At 67.7% G+C, this 18,677-nt stretch carries 19 protein-coding genes and 1 pseudogene; 13 read left to right on the top strand and 7 right to left on the bottom strand.

The genetic code is table 11. The features are described 5' to 3' along the window. A pseudogene (locus tag FFS52_RS23980) lies at positions 1-119 on the top strand (pyridoxamine 5'-phosphate oxidase family protein); the annotation flags it as partial. 211 nt (positions 120-330) lie between these two features. On the opposite strand, the gene FFS52_RS22400 reads toward FFS52_RS23980, so the two are convergent. Further along, positions 331-1,908, bottom strand: coding sequence for an AMP-binding protein (locus FFS52_RS22400; protein ID WP_137810974.1), 1,578 nt, complete (start codon positions 1,906-1,908; stop codon positions 331-333). Between the two features lie 95 nt (positions 1,909-2,003). On the opposite strand from FFS52_RS22400, the gene FFS52_RS22395 reads away from it, so the two are divergent. Continuing rightward, positions 2,004-2,807, top strand: coding sequence for a LuxR C-terminal-related transcriptional regulator (locus FFS52_RS22395; RefSeq protein WP_137810973.1), 804 nt, complete (start codon positions 2,004-2,006; stop codon positions 2,805-2,807). Between the two features lie 115 nt (positions 2,808-2,922). After that, positions 2,923-3,810 (top strand): DUF5995 family protein, encoded by an 888-nt coding sequence (locus FFS52_RS22390; protein ID WP_068971475.1) that lies wholly within the window; start codon positions 2,923-2,925, stop codon positions 3,808-3,810. A gap of 240 nt (positions 3,811-4,050) precedes the next feature. Here the strand turns inward: FFS52_RS22390 and FFS52_RS22385 are convergent, their stop codons facing one another. Beyond that, the gene (locus FFS52_RS22385; protein WP_137810972.1) at positions 4,051-4,326 is read right to left on the bottom strand and encodes a Rho termination factor N-terminal domain-containing protein; all 276 of its coding nucleotides are present in this window, start codon (positions 4,324-4,326) and stop codon (positions 4,051-4,053) included. Positions 4,327-4,656: 330 nt separating this feature from the next. On the opposite strand from FFS52_RS22385, the gene FFS52_RS22380 reads away from it, so the two are divergent. Continuing rightward, positions 4,657-5,745, top strand: coding sequence for an S-(hydroxymethyl)mycothiol dehydrogenase (locus FFS52_RS22380; protein ID WP_137810971.1), 1,089 nt, complete (start codon positions 4,657-4,659; stop codon positions 5,743-5,745). After that, positions 5,742-6,374, top strand: coding sequence for an MBL fold metallo-hydrolase (locus FFS52_RS22375; protein ID WP_137810970.1), 633 nt, complete (start codon positions 5,742-5,744; stop codon positions 6,372-6,374). Before FFS52_RS22380 ends, FFS52_RS22375 begins: the two co-directional genes overlap by 4 nt. A 60-nt stretch (positions 6,375-6,434) precedes the next feature. On the opposite strand, the gene FFS52_RS22370 is transcribed toward FFS52_RS22375, so the two are convergent. Next, positions 6,435-6,872 carry a MarR family transcriptional regulator gene (locus FFS52_RS22370; protein WP_171015626.1) on the bottom strand — a complete coding sequence of 146 codons (438 nt, stop codon included), beginning with the start codon at positions 6,870-6,872 and terminating at the stop codon, positions 6,435-6,437. Positions 6,873-7,022: 150 nt separating this feature from the next. Between FFS52_RS22370 and FFS52_RS22365 the strand changes: the two genes are divergently transcribed. The 3 genes from FFS52_RS22365 (at position 7,023) to FFS52_RS22355 (ending at position 10,640) form a co-directional block, all read left to right on the top strand. Then, positions 7,023-7,574: a hypothetical protein gene (locus FFS52_RS22365; RefSeq protein ID WP_137810968.1), complete on the top strand. Its 552-nt coding sequence runs from the start codon at positions 7,023-7,025 to the stop codon at positions 7,572-7,574. Positions 7,575-7,682: 108 nt separating this feature from the next. Continuing rightward, positions 7,683-9,050 carry an MFS transporter gene (locus FFS52_RS22360; RefSeq protein ID WP_065631324.1) on the top strand — a complete coding sequence of 456 codons (1,368 nt, stop codon included), beginning with the start codon at positions 7,683-7,685 and terminating at the stop codon, positions 9,048-9,050. A gap of 72 nt (positions 9,051-9,122) precedes the next feature. Continuing rightward, complete coding sequence (locus tag FFS52_RS22355) at positions 9,123-10,640, top strand: ATP-dependent DNA ligase (protein WP_137810967.1); 1,518 nt, start codon at positions 9,123-9,125, stop codon at positions 10,638-10,640. 81 nt (positions 10,641-10,721) lie between these two features. Here the strand turns inward: FFS52_RS22355 and FFS52_RS22350 are convergent, their stop codons facing one another. Next, positions 10,722-11,588, bottom strand: coding sequence for an anti-sigma factor (locus FFS52_RS22350; protein WP_137810966.1), 867 nt, complete (start codon positions 11,586-11,588; stop codon positions 10,722-10,724). Between the two features lie 366 nt (positions 11,589-11,954). Continuing rightward, positions 11,955-12,362 (bottom strand): YccF domain-containing protein, encoded by a 408-nt coding sequence (locus FFS52_RS22345; protein ID WP_058253395.1) that lies wholly within the window; start codon positions 12,360-12,362, stop codon positions 11,955-11,957. A 92-nt stretch (positions 12,363-12,454) separates the two neighbouring features. On the opposite strand from FFS52_RS22345, the gene FFS52_RS22340 reads away from it, so the two are divergent. Beyond that, on the top strand, positions 12,455-12,709 hold the full coding sequence (locus tag FFS52_RS22340) for a hypothetical protein (protein ID WP_231742593.1): 255 nt from the start codon (positions 12,455-12,457) through the stop codon (positions 12,707-12,709). A 353-nt stretch (positions 12,710-13,062) separates the two neighbouring features. Here FFS52_RS22340 and FFS52_RS22335 read toward each other — a convergent pair whose 3' ends face one another. Next, the gene (locus FFS52_RS22335) at positions 13,063-13,626 is read right to left on the bottom strand and encodes a maleylpyruvate isomerase family mycothiol-dependent enzyme (protein WP_137810965.1); all 564 of its coding nucleotides are present in this window, start codon (positions 13,624-13,626) and stop codon (positions 13,063-13,065) included. Positions 13,627-13,663: 37 nt separating this feature from the next. Between FFS52_RS22335 and FFS52_RS22330 the strand changes: the two genes are divergently transcribed. The 4 genes from FFS52_RS22330 (at position 13,664) to FFS52_RS22315 (ending at position 18,029) form a co-directional block, all read left to right on the top strand. Then, positions 13,664-14,491, top strand: coding sequence for a helix-turn-helix domain-containing protein (locus FFS52_RS22330; protein ID WP_137810964.1), 828 nt, complete (start codon positions 13,664-13,666; stop codon positions 14,489-14,491). 119 nt (positions 14,492-14,610) lie between these two features. Continuing rightward, positions 14,611-15,903, top strand: coding sequence for a GAF domain-containing protein (locus tag FFS52_RS22325; RefSeq protein ID WP_137810963.1), 1,293 nt, complete (start codon positions 14,611-14,613; stop codon positions 15,901-15,903). A gap of 157 nt (positions 15,904-16,060) precedes the next feature. Beyond that, the gene (locus FFS52_RS22320; protein ID WP_004021499.1) at positions 16,061-17,584 is read left to right on the top strand and encodes an aldehyde dehydrogenase family protein; all 1,524 of its coding nucleotides are present in this window, start codon (positions 16,061-16,063) and stop codon (positions 17,582-17,584) included. Between the two features lie 19 nt (positions 17,585-17,603). Continuing rightward, positions 17,604-18,029: a DUF779 domain-containing protein gene (locus tag FFS52_RS22315; RefSeq protein WP_065631317.1), complete on the top strand. Its 426-nt coding sequence runs from the start codon at positions 17,604-17,606 to the stop codon at positions 18,027-18,029. 77 nt (positions 18,030-18,106) lie between these two features. Here FFS52_RS22315 and FFS52_RS22310 read toward each other — a convergent pair whose 3' ends face one another. Further along, positions 18,107-18,571 carry a hypothetical protein gene (locus tag FFS52_RS22310; protein ID WP_137810962.1) on the bottom strand — a complete coding sequence of 155 codons (465 nt, stop codon included), beginning with the start codon at positions 18,569-18,571 and terminating at the stop codon, positions 18,107-18,109. Between the last annotated feature and the right edge of the window lie 106 nt (positions 18,572-18,677).

Genomic DNA, 18,677 nt, shown 5'->3' with positions numbered 1-18,677 from the left:
GGCCGGGTGGGGAGTCGGCGGACTGGACCGGCGTGGTTCCCGTGCGAACCGTGTACGACTCCCCGGTCACCTACAGCGGCGACGTGCCGCCCGACTCGGTACGAGCGCTCGTGGACTGATCTCGCCGGAACCGGAGATGCGCAACCAGCGGATAGGGGTGTGACCCGCTGGTTGCGCGTCCGGTGACCGCGTCGTGGGGCAGGCGAGGTCCTCGGAGTCTGCCCGACGCGATCGGCTGTTGGCGCGGCCCGGCTGCGGGTCGCGCAGTCGGTTCATCGTTCGCGCACGGTGGCGCCGTTACGCGCCAGGTTGGCGCACCACGGCAGCCATTCACCGCTGGCGCAGCAGGAACCGCTGGATCTTGCCGCTCGGCGTCTTGGGCAGGGCGTCGACGAAATGCACGGTGCGCGGGTAGGCGTGCGCGGCGAACTGCGTCTTGACCAGCTGCTGGAGCTCGGCTTCGAGCGCATCGGTGCCGTCGACCCCGTCCGCGAGGACGACGAACGCTTCGAGGACCTCGCCGCGGAGCTCGTCGGGGCGCCCGACGACGGCGACATCGACGACCGACGGATGGGTGATCAGCACGCTCTCGACGTCGAACGGGCCGATCCGGTAACCGGCCATGATGATCACGTCGTCGTCGCGTGCGTTGAAGAAATAGCGGCCCTCGTCGTCCACCCGCCCGGTGTCACCGGTCAGGTACCACCGCCCGTCCGGCGAGAAGCGCTGTTTGGTCTTCTCCGGAGCGTCGAGGTACCCCTCGAACCACATCAGCGGGCTGGCCGGGACGTCGATGGCGATCTGACCGTCGACGATCCCCGCGGCGAAGCCGGGCATCGGCTGTCCCATCGAGCCCGGGACGAGGGTCTCGTGGACCGACTCGTGCCAGTGGTTGTTGATGAACATGCCGTGTTCGGTCTGGCCGTAGTGGTCGCGGACCTCGGTGCCGATGGCCCGCAGCGCCCAGTCGATGACGTCGGGGGTCAGGGGTTCGCCCGCCGACGACGCGCGGCGCAGCGAGAAGCCCGAGATGCGCGGGTCCTTGCTGAGCGCTCGGTAGACGGTCGGTGCCGCGGCGAAATTGGTGACGCCGAGGTCGCCGAGGATCTTCGCGGTCAGTTCGGGGGTGAAGCCGGCGTGTAGCAGGAGGTTGCGCCGGCCGGCGGCCAGCGGCCCGAGCACGCCGTAGTAGAGGCCATAGGCCCAGCCGGGGTCGGCGGCGTTCCAGAACACGTCGTCGGCGCGGACATCCAGGCCGAAGTGCATGTAGGCGACGAACGAGGCGAGCGCCTTGACCGGGACCGGGACGCCCTTCGGCGCGCCGGTCGTGCCGCTGGTGAAGAGCAGGATCAGGGTGCCGTCGCCGCCGACCGCGACCGACTCGGTGACCGGCTCGTGCGAAGCGATGAGTTCCTCGAACTGGTCGCCGGCGATCACCGTGGTGACCCCGTCGATGCTCGCGAGCTTGTCCGCCTGACTCGACTCGGTGATCACGACCTTCGCGGCGCCGGCCTGCAGCCGCATCTCGATCGCGGGTGTCGCGAACGCGGTGAACAGCGGGATGTAGATCGCGCCGAGGCGGGCGATGGCCAGCAGCGAGACGACGAGCTCCTCGCGCTTGCCCATGAGGACGCCCACCGTGTCGCCACGACCGATGCCCATCTCCGCAAGGGCCGCCGCGAGTCTCTTGGACCGCTCGGCCAGTTCGCCGTAGGTGATGTCGGTGGTGACCGGACGTACGCCGCCGGACTGCTGATCGTCGGTCTGCTCGACCTCGATCACCGTGAAGGCGATCGCCTCGGGATCGTGCCCGTCGACGAGGAGTGCCGCCGCATCGGCGTCGGACGCCCCGTAGATTGCCAACCATCGTTCGACCATGTCGGTGGGGGTCGTGGTGGCCTGTGTCATCGTGAACCTCGCTCCGTACTGAGTAAGCTGAGTCACAGTGTCCTCCGCGACCGGCCCCAGGAACACCCTCGAAAGAGGGGGAGAAGTGAGGTGAGATGCCCGAGCCGCTGAGCGGGATCGTCACCGAGGCGTTGCGCCGGGTGCGCAAGTCCAGTGGGGTGCCACTGGCCTTCGCGGGTGTCCTGAACGGACCGTCGAACCTGCGTCTGCAGCATTTCGCCGGTACGACCGTGGGCGCGTTGAACGGGGTGTCGGTCGACGTCGGGCACGGGCTGGGCGGCAAGGTCGTCTCGCTGAACCGCCCGATGGTCGTCGACGACTACCTCCGCACGCCGCGGATCACCCATCGCTACAACACGATCATCGAGCGGGAAGGGTTGCGCGCCATGATGGCCGCTCCGGTCATCGTCGATCGGACGCCCGTGGCGGTGCTCTACGGCGCGCTGCACACCCCGGACCCGATCGGCGGGCGGATGCTCGACGTCCTCGCGATGGAGGCCCGCACCGTCGAACACGAGATCGTCGCGTCCCGCGCGCGGCTCGAGCACGCCGCGCAGGACGAGGCGGAGATGCGCGACCGGATGACCGCGGCCTACGCGCGGCTCCGGTCGCTGGTCGAGACGGTCGACGACGCCCGGCTCGCCGACGAACTCGCCGCGATCACCGAGGCCCTGATCGCCGCGAGCCCGGCGTCGACGGCGCAGGTGGAACTGACCGGCCGGGAGCAGGACGTGATCTCCCTCGCCGCTCTGGGCTATTCGAACGCCCGTATCGGAGAGACCCTCGGTGTCACCGTGTACACAGTCAAGGGCTACATGAAGGATGCGATGCGCAAGCTCGGGGCGTCGTCGCGGCTGGAGGCCGTGGTGACCGCCCGCAGTGCCGGTCTGCTGCCCTGACGCTTCCTCTGCTCCCTGAGGAGCGCCCGGAGCTTGCGGAGGGCGCGTCACGAAGGGTCTCGCGTCCCCGGTGGGGAGGGGTTGATCCGCGCGCAGATGGGTATCACCGGGTCCCATGCGAGCACTCTCAGCGGCACTGCTGGCCCTCGGCCTCATCGGAACACTCGTGGTCGCCGCCCCGGCGCCGGCGCATGCGGCACCGGCCGAGACGTGTGGAACCGATCTCCGCCCGGCCGACCGCGAGCGGATCGTCGAACTCAGTACCTACGAGCAGGATTCGAAGGACCTCCCTCTCGTCCAGCTACGACGAAACGTCGACAAGCTGTACGGGATCGTCGACATCCTCACCGACCGCCGCGACCGGCGCGGATTGTTCGCCCTCGGGCTGGCAGCGGTGGAACGCGACGCGGTGATGCCGCTGCAGAACAACCCGCGCGTCTTCCAGACTCCGCGGTGGGCGCCCGTCATCAGTCTCGAACTCCTCAACCGGTTCCTCGACGCCGTGCGAGGCGAATTCGGCGGCGGACCTGTCGCACCCCAGTGGCGGCACTACTTCGACATGGCCGACGACTGCGCCGTCCCCGGCCAACGGGTCGCGATGGCCGGTTACAACGCGCACATCACCGTCGACCTCGCCTATGCGACCGCCGACGCCCGGGCCACGACGGCGAATGCGCGGGATTTCTTCTTCATCGTCGATGCGATTGCCGCACATGGTAATTCGATCGTCACCGCGACACTCCGTGAATACGGCGTCAACCTCGGACCGATCTTCCGGTTCTACGTGGTCGGTGAGGGCCTCGACCGCGTCGTGGGCGCCGGCCGGGCGACCGGGCCGATGCTGCGGGCCGCCGACGTCGGATACAACGTGCTGACGTTCCGCAACGGACTCGCGCTCCAGGATCCGGCGACCGCTGCTCGGGCACGCGGCGACGTGACCGGGCTGTGGAACACCGGCGAGACGGCGTTGACCGCGTTCCAGCGGGTCGGGCTGGTCCGATGACCGGCCGGTCGGCCTCATCGGTGGGTGTCGGGCAGGTCACGTCGGACGGGCCGGAATATCCCGAGCGGGGTCGTAGTTGTACCCCGCGACGGTGACGGACTCAATGCCCCGGGTCCCACCCTTTTGACGCTTCGAGCGGCCTGTTTGCCGAGAGGCGCACTGACCGGCACCGTCCCTTTACACATCGAAGCCGCCGACCCCTCGGGTCGGCGGCTTTGATGTTCTCCGAGGAGACGGGTCTCAGTGGTCCCGCAGCTTCTCGATGAGCTCGTCCTTCTTCAGGTCGGAGTAGCCCGAGAGGTCGAGTTCCTTGGCGCGGTCCTTGAGCTCGTCGACCGTCCAGTCCTCGTAGGACCCGGACTTGCCGCCGCTCTTGCCGACGTCCGACCGTGAGCTGTTGGCCGCGGCGTTGGCGATCCGGGCGGACTTCTCCTTCGAGTTGCCCTCGTCGCGCAGCTTCTCGTAGAGCTCGTCGTCCTTGACCGAAGGTCCAGGGTCTTTCTTGTTCTCTGCCATGGTCTACCTCCTCGTGGTGGAGATGAGCGGTGTCCGCACCAGGGTTGCCAGATGCGTCGGTGGTCAAACAACGGGATCGGGGTGGACGGATCGGACGCCGTGTTCACGATGACCGAACCCGAAGCGGGTGCGCGGTTCGTCGAACTACGGTTACATCCGAACGGGCGCGTGGATAATCACAGTAGACGACGACCACTCCGAGTAGTCGATGTTGATCGGTACCGATAAGGTTGTGGCGATGTGTTCCGGCGACGTCACCCATGCGTCGCCGCACTCGCAGCACACGTCGCACCCGTACCCCGAACAACGCAGTTGCGGAAGGAACAACGTATGTCGCAGACAGTCAAGGGAGTGATCTCGCGCAGCAAGAAGGCGCCGACAGAGGTCGTGGACGTGGTGATCCCGGACCCGGGTGCGCGTGATGTGGTGGTGGCGATCAAGGCGTGCGGTGTCTGCCACACCGACATGGCCTACCGCGAGGGCGGCATCAACGACGAGTATCCGTTCCTGCTCGGCCACGAGGCCGCGGGTGTGGTCGAGTCGGTCGGTTCCGATGTCACTCATGTCGAGGTCGGCGACTTCGTCGTCCTGAACTGGCGGGCGGTGTGCGGGCAGTGTCGGGCGTGTAAGCGGGGTCGTCCGTGGTACTGCTTCGACACCTTCAACGCCAGCGTCCCGATGACCCTGACCGACGGCACCGAACTGACCCCGGCGCTGGGCATCGGCGCGTTCGCCGAGAAGACGCTGATCCACGAATTGCAGTGCACCAAGGTCAATCCCGACACCGACCCCGCGGTGGCCGGGCTGCTCGGCTGCGGCGTGATGGCCGGTATCGGGGCGGCGATGAACACCGGCAACGTCGGCCGTGGCGACTCGGTCGCGGTCATCGGGTGTGGCGGTGTCGGTGATGCCGCGATCGCCGGTGCCCGGTTGGCCGGTGCGACGACGATCATCGCGATCGACCGCGATGCGTCGAAGCTGGAATGGGCGAAAGACCTCGGTGCCACCCACACCATCGACGGCTCGAAGGTCGATGATGTGATCGCCGCGGTGCAGGAACTGACCGACGGCAACGGCGCCGACGTCGTGATCGATGCGGTCGGCCGCCCGGAGACGTACAAGCAGGCCTTCTACGCGCGCGATCTCGCCGGGGTCGTCGTGCTGGTCGGTGTACCGACCCCGGAGATGACCCTGGAGATGCCGCTGGTCGACTTCTTCTCCCGCGGAGGCGCGCTCAAGTCGTCGTGGTACGGCGACTGCCTGCCCGAACGCGACTTCCCGATGCTGATCGACCTCTACGAGCAGGGTCGTCTGCCGCTGGACAAGTTCGTCACCGAACGCATCGGCATCAACGACGTCGAGGCCGCGTTCTCGGCGATGGAGGCCGGCAAGGTGCTGCGATCGGTGGTCGAGCTGTGAGCGGCGAACTGCGTATCGACAACGTCGTCACCTCGGGCACCTTCAGCCTCGACGGCGGCACCTGGGACGTCGACAACAATGTGTGGCTCGTCGGCAACGACGACGAGGTCATCATCATCGACGCCGCACACTCGGCGCAGCCGATCCTCGCCGGCGTCGGCAACCGCACGGTCAAGGCGATCGTGCTTACCCACGGGCACAACGACCACGTCACCGTTGCCCCGGAACTGTCGCAGGCCACCGGAGCGCCGATCCTGCTGCACCCGGGCGACGACATGCTGTGGAACGACACCCATCCCGATGTCGCGCACCAGGATCTCGAGGACGGGCAGAAGATCGGGGTCGCCGGTACCGAGCTGACGATCATCAACACCCCGGGCCACTCGCCGGGCTCGTCGGTCATCCACCTGCCCGAGGCCAAGGTGCTGTTCTCCGGCGACACCCTGTTCCAGGGCGGGCCCGGCGCAACAGGCCGCTCGTACTCGAGCTTCCCGACGATCATCGCCTCGATCACCGAGAAGATCTTCACCCTCGACCCCGAGACCAAGGTCTACACCGGACACGGCGACGGCACGACCGTCGGCGACGAAGCACCTCACCTCGAAGAGTGGATCAAACGGGGTAGCTGACGGCGTTGTGGCTCGGCCGACTACCGGCAGTTGCCGGTAGTCGGCCGGCCTCGAAGACCTTCAGGAGATCTCTGCGACAAGGCTTTTCAGCAACCGCCGGAAGGTCGCCGCCTGACTGTCCGACATGGCGCCGCTGAGTAGCTCGTCTTCCACGGCCCGGATCTCGGCCCGGACGCCGTCGAGTAGTGAACGCCCCTCCGCCGTGATCGAGACGGTCCACTGGCGACGACTCCCCGACCTGTCCCTGGACACGATGCCCCGCCGTTGGAGTTCGTCCAGGTGCTTGCCGAGCCGTGTCGGATCTCGCCCGGTGCGTTCGGACAACTCACGCTGCGACACTGCCGGTGTCGCAGCGACCTCGCACACGATGGCGTACTCCCACATCGACAGCCCGGTGGCCCGGAGGATCGGCTCCTCGCGGGTCATCAGATGCGGTATCAGTCGCCCGAGAAGTGCGCCGAGATCGGGCTCTGCGCCCGAGCCCCTGTCGTCGTTCACCATCGACATCCCCTCTGCGATCGTCTACCGTGGTAGACGATCGCTGCGAACGGCTTCTCCCGTGCGGTGCGGGAGCATCCTCTCATCATCGCGGTCCACCGGGCCTGATCGACAGATTGATCGGGCATTGTCTGGAAGAAGGGGCGTCGAATGGACACACCGGCTTTGCGGGCGGTCACTGACGATGTGGGTGCGCATGTCTCGGAGATGACAGTCGGCGACATGGGCATCCGGACCACTTCGGGGTCGGGCGACCTCGGTGATCTGTACCTGGCCGCCGTCGAACGAAACACGCGTCTCACAGCGCTCCTCACCGGCGAGGAGCTGAACTCTCGGCGAGCTGCACCGATGGACAGGGCATCGTTCCAGCTGGTGGCGGACCAGTACGGAGGCGGATTCGAACACCGATACCGGCGAAGTGCCGACCTGCTGGTCGCCGCCTTCGCCGAAGTCCTCGACACGCAACGGGTCGTCGACCTCGACGGCACCCACACAACTGTGCGAGCGCTCTACGACCACGCGGTCCGCGATGCCTTCCTGCTCACGTGGAACATCGCGACCGCAATCGACATCCGGTACCAGCCGCGACCCGACATCGTCCGAGGGGTCATACAGACGATGCTCTCGGACCTCGAGGATGCCGATCTGGCAACGGCAGTCGACGTCCTCGTCCAACTGACGGGTCCACACCGGGACAAGTGAGCAGTCGGGTTGGACTGCGATGCCGCGTCCGCTGGGTGTCGCGGTCCGCTCAGCTTTTTCTCAGGGGTCGGAATCGATCGCTCGAGCCGCAGGCGTAACGTCGCGCGAATGAGCGATTCCGCGGTCCGCAACATCGACCATCCCGATCAGGCGCCGGTACCCCGCAGCCGCATCGTGGTCGCGTCGATGATCGGGACGAGCATCGAGTTCTTCGACTTCTACATCTATGCCACGGCCGCGGTCCTCGTGTTCCCGGTGCTGTTCTTCCCCAAGGGGGACGACACCGCGGCGCTGCTGTCGTCGTTCGCGACCTTCGGCCTCGCGTTCGTGGCGCGGCCCATCGGCTCGATCCTGTTCGGGCACTTCGGCGATCGCATCGGACGTAAGGCGACCTTGGTCGGGTCGCTGCTCACCATGGGCATCGCGACCTTCGTCATCGGCCTGCTGCCCACCTACGATTCCGTCGGTTACCTCGCGCCCGCGCTGCTTGCGCTGATGCGGTTCTGTCAGGGCCTCGGGCTGGGCGGGGAGTGGTCGGGCGCAGCGCTTCTCGCCACCGAGACGGCCGAGAAGGGCAAACGGGCGTGGGCCGCGATGTGGCCGCAGCTGGGTGCGCCGATCGGGTTCTTCTTCGCCAACGGCACCTTCCTGCTGCTGATGCTCGCCCTCGATTTCGATGCCGCGACCGCCGACCCCGACCACGCCTTCATGACCTGGGGCTGGCGAATCCCGTTCCTGGCCAGTGCGATCATGGTGGCCGTCGGGTTGTACGTGCGTCTGAAGCTCACCGAGACACCGGTGTTCGCTAAGGCCGTCGCGGACGGCAAGAAGGTCAAGGCGCCGCTGGCCGAGGTCGTCAAGACCAGCTGGCGTCCGCTCATCGCGGGCACGTTCATCATGGTCGCGACGTACACGCTGTTCTACATCGTGACCACCTGGGTGATCTCCTACGGCACCGGCAAGGTGACCGACGAATCGGGTGTGAAGCTCTCCATCAGCTACGTCGACTTCCTGCAGCTGCAGCTCGTCGCGGTCCTGTTCTTCGCCGCGTGCGTGCCGATCTCGGGCCGCCTCGCCGACCGGTACGGCCGCCGCGCCTTCCTCATCGTGATCACCGCGGCGATCATCGTCTTCGGTCTGTGCTTCCAGTGGCTGCTCGACCCGGCGTCGATGACCGACGGCATGATGCTGTTCTTCCTGATCCTGGGAATGACGCTGATGGGTCTCACCTTCGGGCCGATGAGCGCGATCCTGCCCGAGCTGTTCCCGACCAACGTGCGCTACACGGGTTCGGGCGTGGCCTACAACGTGGCGTCCATCCTCGGCGCCGCCGTGGCCCCGTTCATCGCGACGTGGATCGTCGCCGACTACGGCGTCGGCTGGGTGGGCGTGTATCTCGCGGTCGCCGCCTGCGCCACGATGATCGCCCTGCTCAGCGTCCGCGAGACCAAGTCCGTCGACCTCACCGAGGTCTGAGCAGGACGGGTTGTCGGGGGCTCGGCGTACCGTCGGACAGGTGAATGCGCGTCCGGCAGCAGGTGAGGCGACATGAGGCTGATCGACGTCGTCGAGACCTCCGCGGATGTCGCGCGAGACCGGTCGCGGATCCGGAAGACGACGGTGCTCGCCGAGGCGCTCTCCCAGGCGACCGACGAGGAACTGCCGGTCGTCGTCGCCTGGCTGTCGGGGGAGATCCCGCAGGGCAGGCTCGGCGTCGGGTGGCGGTCGCTGTCCAAACTGATGGCACCACCGGCCGATTCGCCGACCCTCGAGGTCGCTGCCGTCGACGCCGCGCTCGGCGAGCTCGCGTCCGCGTCGGGTCCGGGTTCGACGAAGCGGCGCGGCGAGATCATCGCGTCGTTGTTCGCCGCGTCGACCGAGTCCGAGCAGAAGTTCCTCGTGGCACTGCTCACCGGTGAATTGCGGCAGGGGGCGCTGGCCGGTGTCATGACCGACGCCATCGCGAAGGTCACCGGCCAGGATCTGGCTCTGGTGCGCCGCGCGAACATGCTGACCGGTTCGCTGCCGGTCACCGCCGCGCTGGCCCGGTTCGGCGCGGAGTCGCTGGCGGGGGTCGGCCTGGAGGTCGGACGCGCCGTCGAACCGATGCTCGCGACACCCGCCGACGACCTCGACTCCGCACTTGCGCTCCTCGGGCCCGACCTCGTCGTCGACTACAAACTCGACGGTGCCCGAATCCAGGTGCACCGCAACGGAGCCGAGATCTCGGTGTTCACCCGCACGCTGCGCGACGTGACCTCCAATGTGCCTGACCTCGTCTCGGTGATCGCTTCCCTGCCCTGCGATTCGGTCATCCTCGACGGCGAGACGCTGATGCTATCCGACGACGGACGCCCGCGGTCGTTCCAGGACACCATGAGCCGGTTCGGCTCTGGACCCACCGCGGCCGGCGAACCTGAACGCCTGCTGAAGCCGTTCTTCTTCGACTGCCTGCACCTCGACGGCGTCGACCTCATCGACCGGCCGCTGTCCGAGCGGCTCGCTGCGATCGACTCGATCGCGCCGCAGTTGCGAATCCCCGCGGTCACCCGGCCGAACGTCGACGAGGCCCGCAGTCATTTCGACGCCGCGATAGCCGACGGTCACGAGGGTGTGATGGTGAAGTCGCTCGACGGCCTGTATGTGGCGGGTCGCCGCGGAAAGGCCTGGCAGAAGGTCAAACCGACGCACACGTTCGATCTGGTGGTGCTCGGTGCCGAATGGGGCTCGGGCCGGCGGTCGGGGTGGCTGTCGAATCTGCATCTCGGCGCCCGCGATCCCGAGACGGGCGAGCTCGTGATGGTCGGCAAGACGTTCAAGGGCCTGACGGACGAGCTGTTGCGCTGGCAGACCGAGGAGTTCCCGAAGCACGAGACGCACCGGGACTCGTACACGGTGTACCTGCGTCCGGAGATCGTCGTCGAGATCGAACTCGATGGCGCGCAACGGAGTTCAAGATATCCGGGCGGAGTCGCGCTGCGCTTCGCGCGCGTGGTGCGTTACCGCCCGGACAAGACTCCCGCGCAAGCCGACAGCATCGAGGCGATCCGCGCGCTGTTGAAGTGAGTCCGAAAACCACCCGTAGGAAACGGACAGCCGACGATGGGTCGCGTGTCCGGTTCTACAGGGTGGTTTTCGACGAGATACTCAGAGCAACGACAGTTGTGCGACCGGGGTGGTGGTGGGACGGTCCGAACCGCCGGGCGGTTCGACGGTGAACGCGAGCGTCGAGGCGTCGTTGATCCCGGAGAGCACGGCGGTGGTGACCGGTTCGACGTCCTGGTCGGTCATCGTGCCGGCCGAGCGAGCGCCGCCCGGCCCGATGAGCCACATCTGGTAGACGGTCCCCGGCTGTGGTGGCGGGACCGAATCCATCACCAGTACACCGGTATCCGCCGACTTGGCGAGATAGACGGTGACATTGCCGGTAGCTACCGGGCCGCCCGTCGACCGCAGGTCCTCCGCGGAGAAGACCTGTTCGGCCGGTGAGGCCAGTGGGCGGACCTCCGGTTCCGGCGAGCTCGACTCTCCCATGACCCACCCGGCGGCGCCGATGGCGACGGCCGCCACCGCCGCGGCGGCGAGATACGTCCAGCGGCGAGGCAAGCGCCGTCGGTCGTCCGATCCGACCGTCGGCGTCACGGGGGCGGGAACGCTCGGATCGGATGCGGCAGGCGCGGATTGCTGCTGCGGAGGCGGCGATCCCGGCCCGGTCGGCGCCTCGGCGCCCGGGGCGGCGACGTCCGGCGCGTCGAGACCGGCGTCGGCGCGCGCAGCGGAGAGGATGCGGTCACGGAGCGTCGGCGGAGGCGGCGTGGCCGTCGTCTTGCTCATCGCGGCCAGCGCCTCGCGGGTCGCGCGGACCTGCTTGTCGAACAAGGTCTGAAGATCCTGCGGCGCGGCCGCGACCCGAGCCTGGACGTCGCGCAATTCGTCGGCGGACAGTGCGTCGAGCGCGACCAGGGGTGCCATCTCCAGCAATTCGGCAGCGTCGGGATCGAGATGATCAGCCATCACGTGCCTCCTGCCGTCGTCGAACGATCTGTTGCTGTCCCTCCGAACGCCGCTCTCGGCGGGCGGGCGTCACGTTTCCGCGTGGGCCCGGAGGCAACGAGGCTGCGGCAAGAAGTATGACGTGCGCGGATGGTGTCCGGGGTATCCGGGATGTCGGCTGAACGACTCCTGGTGGAGTCGGGCGCCGGTCGCGTACAACGAGAGACAGGCCGTCGCCACCGGCGGCAGCGTCGCGTCCGTGCCGAGCCACGCGCTCGCGACGTCAGTCTGGGACCCGAGTGTCATGCCACCTGTTCGGATCCATCGGCGTCCCGGATGGGTTGGGTGGCGGATGGGTCGGGGGAGGTCAGCGCGACGTTCGGTGGATCACATCCGCACCGGCGTACCGCCGGGCATCCGCTGATCGGTCGGGACGATCTCGGCGCCGAGGGGCAGAAGCGACACCGGCACCATCTTGAAACTCGCGATGCCGAGGGGGATGCCGATGATCGTGAGGCACATCGCGATGCCGGTGGTGATGTGCCCGATCGCGAGCCACAACCCGGCCACGATGATCCAGATGACGTTGCCGATGGTCGACGCGACGCCCGCGGTCGGCTTGCGGATGACAGTTCGTCCGAAGGGCCAGAGCGCGTAGCTCGCCATCCGGAACGAGGCGATGCCGAACGGGATCGTGATGATCAGGATGCAGCAGATGATGCCGGCGACGACGTAGCCGATCGCCATCCACAGTCCGCACAGGACGAGCCAGATGACGTTGAGGATGGTCTTCATCCCACCATTGTCCATGCGGCACCGACCGGTGGGGACAAATGCGAGACGCGCGAGGCCTGCCCGCGGCCCGGCCCGACATTACGATGACCGACGTGGCGGGAAGTCCGGGGCGGGCGCGTGAGGCGGTGTGGGCGGTGCTCGCCACGGTCGTCCTCGTGATCCGCATTCTGGCGACCATCGCGCTCGTGCTGTTCGTGATCGGATGGGCCGTCGCGGCGGTCCGCGATTCGCTCGACAACGCGTTCCTCTGGCCGTCGATCGGTGCCGGCATCGCGCTGCTCGCGAGTACCTACGTCTACGGCCACCTCCGCGCGCGCTACCCGCGGCACAACGGCTGGATTCCGTGAGTTCTGCGCACCGCTCCCTCGGTGCGTGCGGGCCCGCCCCCGCTCCCTCAGTTGCGAGCGAGGCCCCGCTCAGCGCTGTTTGAGTTGCGGGCTAGGCCCGCCCCCGCTCCCTGAGGAGCGTCCGGAGCTTGCGGAGGCCGCGTCACGAAGGGTCCTGGTGAGACATGCTCACCAGGCCCTTCGAGGCTCGTCGCTATCGCTCCTCGCACCTCAGGGAGCAAGAGGAGACTCGCACCGCAGGGAGCAAGAGGAGACTGCGCACCTCAGCGAGCATGGGGAGGCTCGCACCTCAGCGAGCATGGGGAGGCTCGCACCTCAGGGGCAGAAGGGGCCGTCTGGTCCCCGCAGGGACCTCAGGACGCGACGCGACCCAAACGGGCGAGCAGCGTCGTCTGCCGATCAGCACCGGCCGGGATCTCGACCTTGCGACACACGCCTTCGGAGTAGATCGCATCGCCGAAACCGTCGACGGCGGCTTCCATCTCGGACAGGTCGTCGTCGGAGAACCGATGGTCGGCACCGGCTGCGCGGGCGATGTCCCAGCGGTGGGCGACCATGTCGAAACCGTAGAAGCGGATGAGGGTCTCGCCGATCGTGGTCGGTCCGAAGTGTCCGTCGAAGGTGCGTTCGCCGACGGTCGGGTCGGCGAGCAGCCCGGCGACGGTGTCGCGGTGGGTGTGCCAGGCGGCGGCCGGGTCGTCGAGCGAGGGTGCCGGTCCGGCATCGATGTCGTGGCGTGCGAAGAACTCGCGCTGGGTGTCGATGACGTGGCCGACGACGTCGCGTCCGGTCCATCCCTCGCACGGCGAGTCCGCGGTCCAGGTGCCGGCGGGCGCGTCATCGAGGACGGTGGCGAAGCCGTCGGCGAGGCGGACGTAGTGGTCGAGCAATGGTGAGGTGTCGTTGATTGCGGTCATGATGAGAGTCAACCGCGAGACCACGGGACGGTGATTGATGAAACCCGACAATCCGGCGCGGCTCGACGACGTCGAGCGCGCGCACCTCATCGACCCGTCGGACGCGAGCTTTCGCATCGGACGGTGGGCGCCGAGCCCCGATCTGGACGAACTGGTGCGCCGCTTCTGGGTCCCGGTGTGGTGGGTCCCGCCCGGGGCGGAGGCGCCGCAGCGCGTCCTGCAGTATCCCGTCTGCCTCATCGTCGTCAGCAACACCTACGCCCGCTTCTACGGCGTGGTGACCGGGTTGTCGGAGACGGTGCTGACCGGCGACGGCTGGGCAGTCGGGGTGATGCTCACGCCGGCAGCCGGGGGAGTGCTGACCGGCGACGTCGGGAAATGGACCGATCGGCATGCCGAACTGTCCGAGGTCTTCGGTGAGCGGGGCACCGACCTCGAGCGGTCGGTGCGGTCGGTGATGGCTGTCGAACCCGGGGTCGAGACAACCCAGCGTTCTGCGACCGGCCGCGTCGAGGATTGGCTGCGGTCATATCTCCCGCTCGACGACGACGGCCGGCTGATCAACGCGATCGTGGAGTACGTGGAAACCGATTCGTCGGTGGTGGCGGTCGCGCAGATCTGCGAGCGATTCCACCTCACCGAACGCAGCCTGCAGCGGCTGACCCGGCGTCGTCTCGGTCTCACCCCGAAGTGGCTCATCCAACGTCGACGGCTCCACGAGGCGGCCGAGCGGCTGCGCGACCGGTCGGGGACGCTCGCCTCGCTGGCGGCGGAGCTGTCCTACGCCGACGAGGCGCACTTCGTGCGTGACTTCAAGACCGTCACCGGTATGACCCCGCGGACGTTCTCCGCGCGGTTCGGTTAGGCCGGGTGCGGTCCTTCACCGGCGACGACCAGCTCGGTGGTTGTTGCCGAGATCACATCGCGGCAGGCAGAATCGTCGACATATCGGGCAATCGACTCGGCTGATCGTACGGAGGGTGCATGACGGACGCGGCTTCGGTGGCCACGCGCATCCGCCGGGCGTACGAGGACTTCCTCTCCGGCGGCAATCCGCCGGCCGATGCGGTTCGGTCGATCGTCCGCGACTCGTGGGCGAGGTCCCTGACCGGCGGAGTGGACCCCAGCGACGCGACCCCGAACGGCGATCGTGCCTCTACGATGTCGCCTGCGGAGTTCGCCGCCTACCGCGCCGCGCATCCCATCACCGCCGTCCGGCCGTTGGTGCAGTCCCTGATGGTCGACGCCATCGCCGACACGGGGGTCGTCGTCGCCCTGACCGACCAGTCCGGGCGCCTGCTGTGGATCGAGGGCGACTCGGCCGCCCGTGATCGCGCCGGCCACATCGACTTCGTCGAGGGCTCGGTGTGGAGCGAGGAGGTCGTCGGCACCAACGCCCCCGGACTGGCACTGGCCGTCGATCGGAGCGTCCAGGTCGTCGGGCCCGAGCACTTCGCCGGGCCCGTGCAGGAGTGGAGTTGTGCAGCGGCGCCTGTGCACGACCCGCTGACCGGGCACGTGATCGGTGTCATCGACGTGACCGGCGGGCGCGAGGTCGCGGCGCCGTTCGCGCTGGCGGCGGTCCGGTCGGTGGTCGCCGCTGTCGAGCGCGAACTGCGGGCAGGCGCCGTCGATCTCGCCGACCCGGCCACCTTCGACCCGTCACCGGGCGCGCGGGCCGCGGCCCACCTCGCCGTGCTCGGTGACGGCCCGGGACGCTGGCATCGCGCCGCCGACGGGCCCGGCGCCCGCACCCTGTCGCGCCGGCACGCCGAGATCCTCGTTCTGCTGCAAGTATTTCCAGAAGGTCTGAACACCGAACAGCTCGCCTTGAAGCTGGCCGAGGACGGGCTCGACCCGGTCACGGTGCGAGCCGAGATCTCCCGGCTCCGCCGCGACCTCGGTGCTGACGTCGTGGCAAGCAGGCCCTACCGCCTCACTCTCGACATCACCTCCGACGTCGACGCCCTCCGGTCGCGCATCGCGTCGGGTACGGATCTCGCGTCGGTGGTCGACGACCTCGGTCGCGGCGGACTGCTCGCCGAGTCGAGCGCGCCGGGCATCGTCGACATCTTCGAGGAACTCCGGGAAGATCTGCGGTCACGTCTCTTCGCGTCCGGCGACGTCGCGGCCCTCCGCCGGTGGACGTCGTCGACCCACGGACGCGACGACCTCGCCGCCTGGCGCCGCCTCGAACACCGCCTGCCGGTCGGCGATCCCGACCGGGCCGTCGTCGGCGGACGCATCCGACTCCTGGACAAGAGGTACGGGGCGTAACCGGCTGAGCTGCGTCAACAGCAGGTGGCCAACGTTGCAACGCTCGTGCAACCACCCCGCTCCTAGAGTGTGGAGCAGATCACAACGGACGCCTCCGGTGTCCCGTGTGACATCCGCAGAGCGTCCTCAGCTTGAGGCCCACACGCAAGGAGCAACCATGACCGTCTTCGCAAAGCCGGGTGCCGATGGCTCGGTGATGAGCTACGAGTCGCGCTACGACAACTGGATCGGCGGACAGTGGACCCCGCCGGTGAAGGGTCAGTACTTCGAGAACCCGTCGCCCGTCGACGGCAAGATCTTCTGCGAGGTCGCACGCTCGACCGCCGAGGACATCGACCTCGCGCTCGACGCCGCACACAAGGCCGCACCCGGATGGGGCAAGACCCCCGTCGCCGAGCGCTCGCTGGCCCTGCTGCGCATCGCCGATCGCATGGAGGAGAACCTCGAGAAGCTGGCCGTCGCCGAGACCTGGGACAACGGCAAGGCCGTCCGCGAGACCATGGCCGCCGACATCCCGCTGGCCATCGACCACTTCCGCTACTTCGCCGGCGCGCTCCGCGCCCAGGAGGGTTCGATCTCCGAGGTCGACGAGGACACCGTCGCCTACCACTTCCACGAGCCGCTCGGCGTCGTCGGCCAGATCATCCCCTGGAACTTCCCGATCCTGATGGCGGTGTGGAAGCTGGCGCCCGCGCTCGCCGCCGGCAACGCGGTCGTGCTCAAGCCCGCCGAGCAGACACCCGCGTCGATCCTGTACCTGGTCAGCCTCATCAGCGACCTGCTTCCCGCCGGAGTCCTCAACGTGGTCAACGGGTTCGGCGTCGAGGCGGGCAAGCCGCTCGCGTCGAGCAACCGTATCCGCAAGATCGCGTTCACCGGTGAGACCACCACCGGCCGGCTCATCATGCAGTACGCCTCGGAGAACCTGATCCCGGTCACCCTCGAGCTGGGCGGCAAGAGCCCGAACATCTTCTTCAACGACGTGATGTCCGCCGACGACGGGTTCCTCGACCGTGCGCTGGAAGGCTTCTCGATGTTCGCGCTCAACCAGGGCGAGGTGTGCACCTGCCCCAGCCGCGCACTCATCCAGCAGGACATCTACGACGAGTTCATCGCCAAGGCCGTCGACCGCGTCGGAAAGATCAAGCAGGGCAACCCCCTCGACACCGACACGATGATGGGCGCGCAGGCCTCCAACGATCAGTTCGAGAAGATCTCCTCCTACCTCGCCATCGGCAAGGACGAGGGCGCCGAGGTGCTGATCGGCGGCGAGGCAGCCGAACTCGACGGCGACCTGGCCGGCGGCTTCTACATCAAACCGACTGTCTTCCAGGGCAACAACAAGATGCGCATCTTCCAGGAAGAGATCTTCGGCCCGGTCCTCGCGGTCACCACCTTCAAGGACTTCGCCGACGCCATGCACATCGCCAACGACACGCTCTACGGGCTCGGTGCCGGTGTGTGGAGCCGCGACGGTGCGACCGCCTACCGGGCGGGCCGCGAGATCCAGGCCGGCCGGGTGTGGACGAACACCTACCACGACTACCCGGCGCACGCCGCCTTCGGCGGCTACAAGCAGTCCGGTATCGGTCGCGAGAACCACCTCATGATGCTCGAGCACTACCAGCAGACCAAGAACCTCCTGGTCGGTTACGCTCAGAGCGCCAAGGGTTTCTTCTGACCTGGAAAGGTGATTGACGATGACCGCCGAGCAGAGTGTCCCTGATCGCGTGGTCGCCACAGACTCCGCCGTGCAGCTCCTGACCAAGTTGTCGGAGCTGCACGGCGGCCTCATGATCCACCAGTCCGGTGGGTGCTGTGACGGCTCGGCCCCGATGTGTTATCCGGTCGGGGAGTATCGCGTGGGCCAGCGAGACGTGCTGGTCGGCGAGATCGAACTACCCGAACCCATTCCGGCCGTTCGGGTCTGGATCAACGGTGACCAGTTCGAGCTGTGGAAACACACTCAGCTGATCCTCGACGTCGTGAAAGGCCGCGGTGCCGGATTCAGTCTCGAGGCGCCGGAAGGAGTTCGTTTCCTCTCACGTGCACGGACCTTCACCGACGAGGAGAACGACCTGCTGGCGACGTCGCCACCACTGACGGGGGCCACCGCCGGCCCCTGAGGTCCGACCCACACAGAATGCGTCGTAGGTACCGGAAACCGGTACCTACGACGCATTCTGCGTTTGTCCGCGGTAGTTCACCACTGGTCGAAGCCGACGTTGACCCGGGGGTATCCGGTGTCGATGTGGTTGTTCATCCAGTAGTTCTGGGCGTGGGGTCCCCAGATGCTGCTCATGGCGGTGTTGACGTTGTGGGGGTGGTTGGTGAGCTGGTAGTTGGCGGTGGGGCCGAACAGTCCGATGCGGTAGATGGCGTTGACGTCGAGGTGGTTGGTGAAGGGTGCGGTGGCGGTGATGGTTTCGGTGGCTCCGGGGTAGAGGATGTGTTGGGGTGCGTTGACCCATTGGCCGCCGTCGGCGTTGGCGCCTTGGAGGTATTCGGGCTTGTCGGTGTGGTTGGTGATGGTCATGGCGACGGTGGGTTCGCCGGGTCGGGTGATGGGTAGGGTGCCGGCGTGGGCTGCGCCGGCGGCGCCGAGGGCGATGCCGGTGGCGGCGACGAGTCCGAGGGTGGCGGTGGCGATGCGGGTGGTGGTTTTCATGGTGGGCTCCGGTGTGGTGTGGGGGTTGTGTTGGTGACACCACTGACTCTGCCGGGGATGGGTGGTCGGGGGATTCCGCTGACCGGGTGATGGGTGGGGTGAATGG

It is taken from the genome of Gordonia sp. ALPHA1B1 (assembly GCF_005502615.1).
In the GTDB taxonomy this organism is placed as follows: Bacteria; Actinomycetota; Actinomycetes; order Mycobacteriales; family Mycobacteriaceae; genus Gordonia; species Gordonia hongkongensis.
The sequence above is the reverse complement of the archived record's forward strand: the minus strand, read 5'-3'. Positions and strand labels throughout refer to the sequence as shown.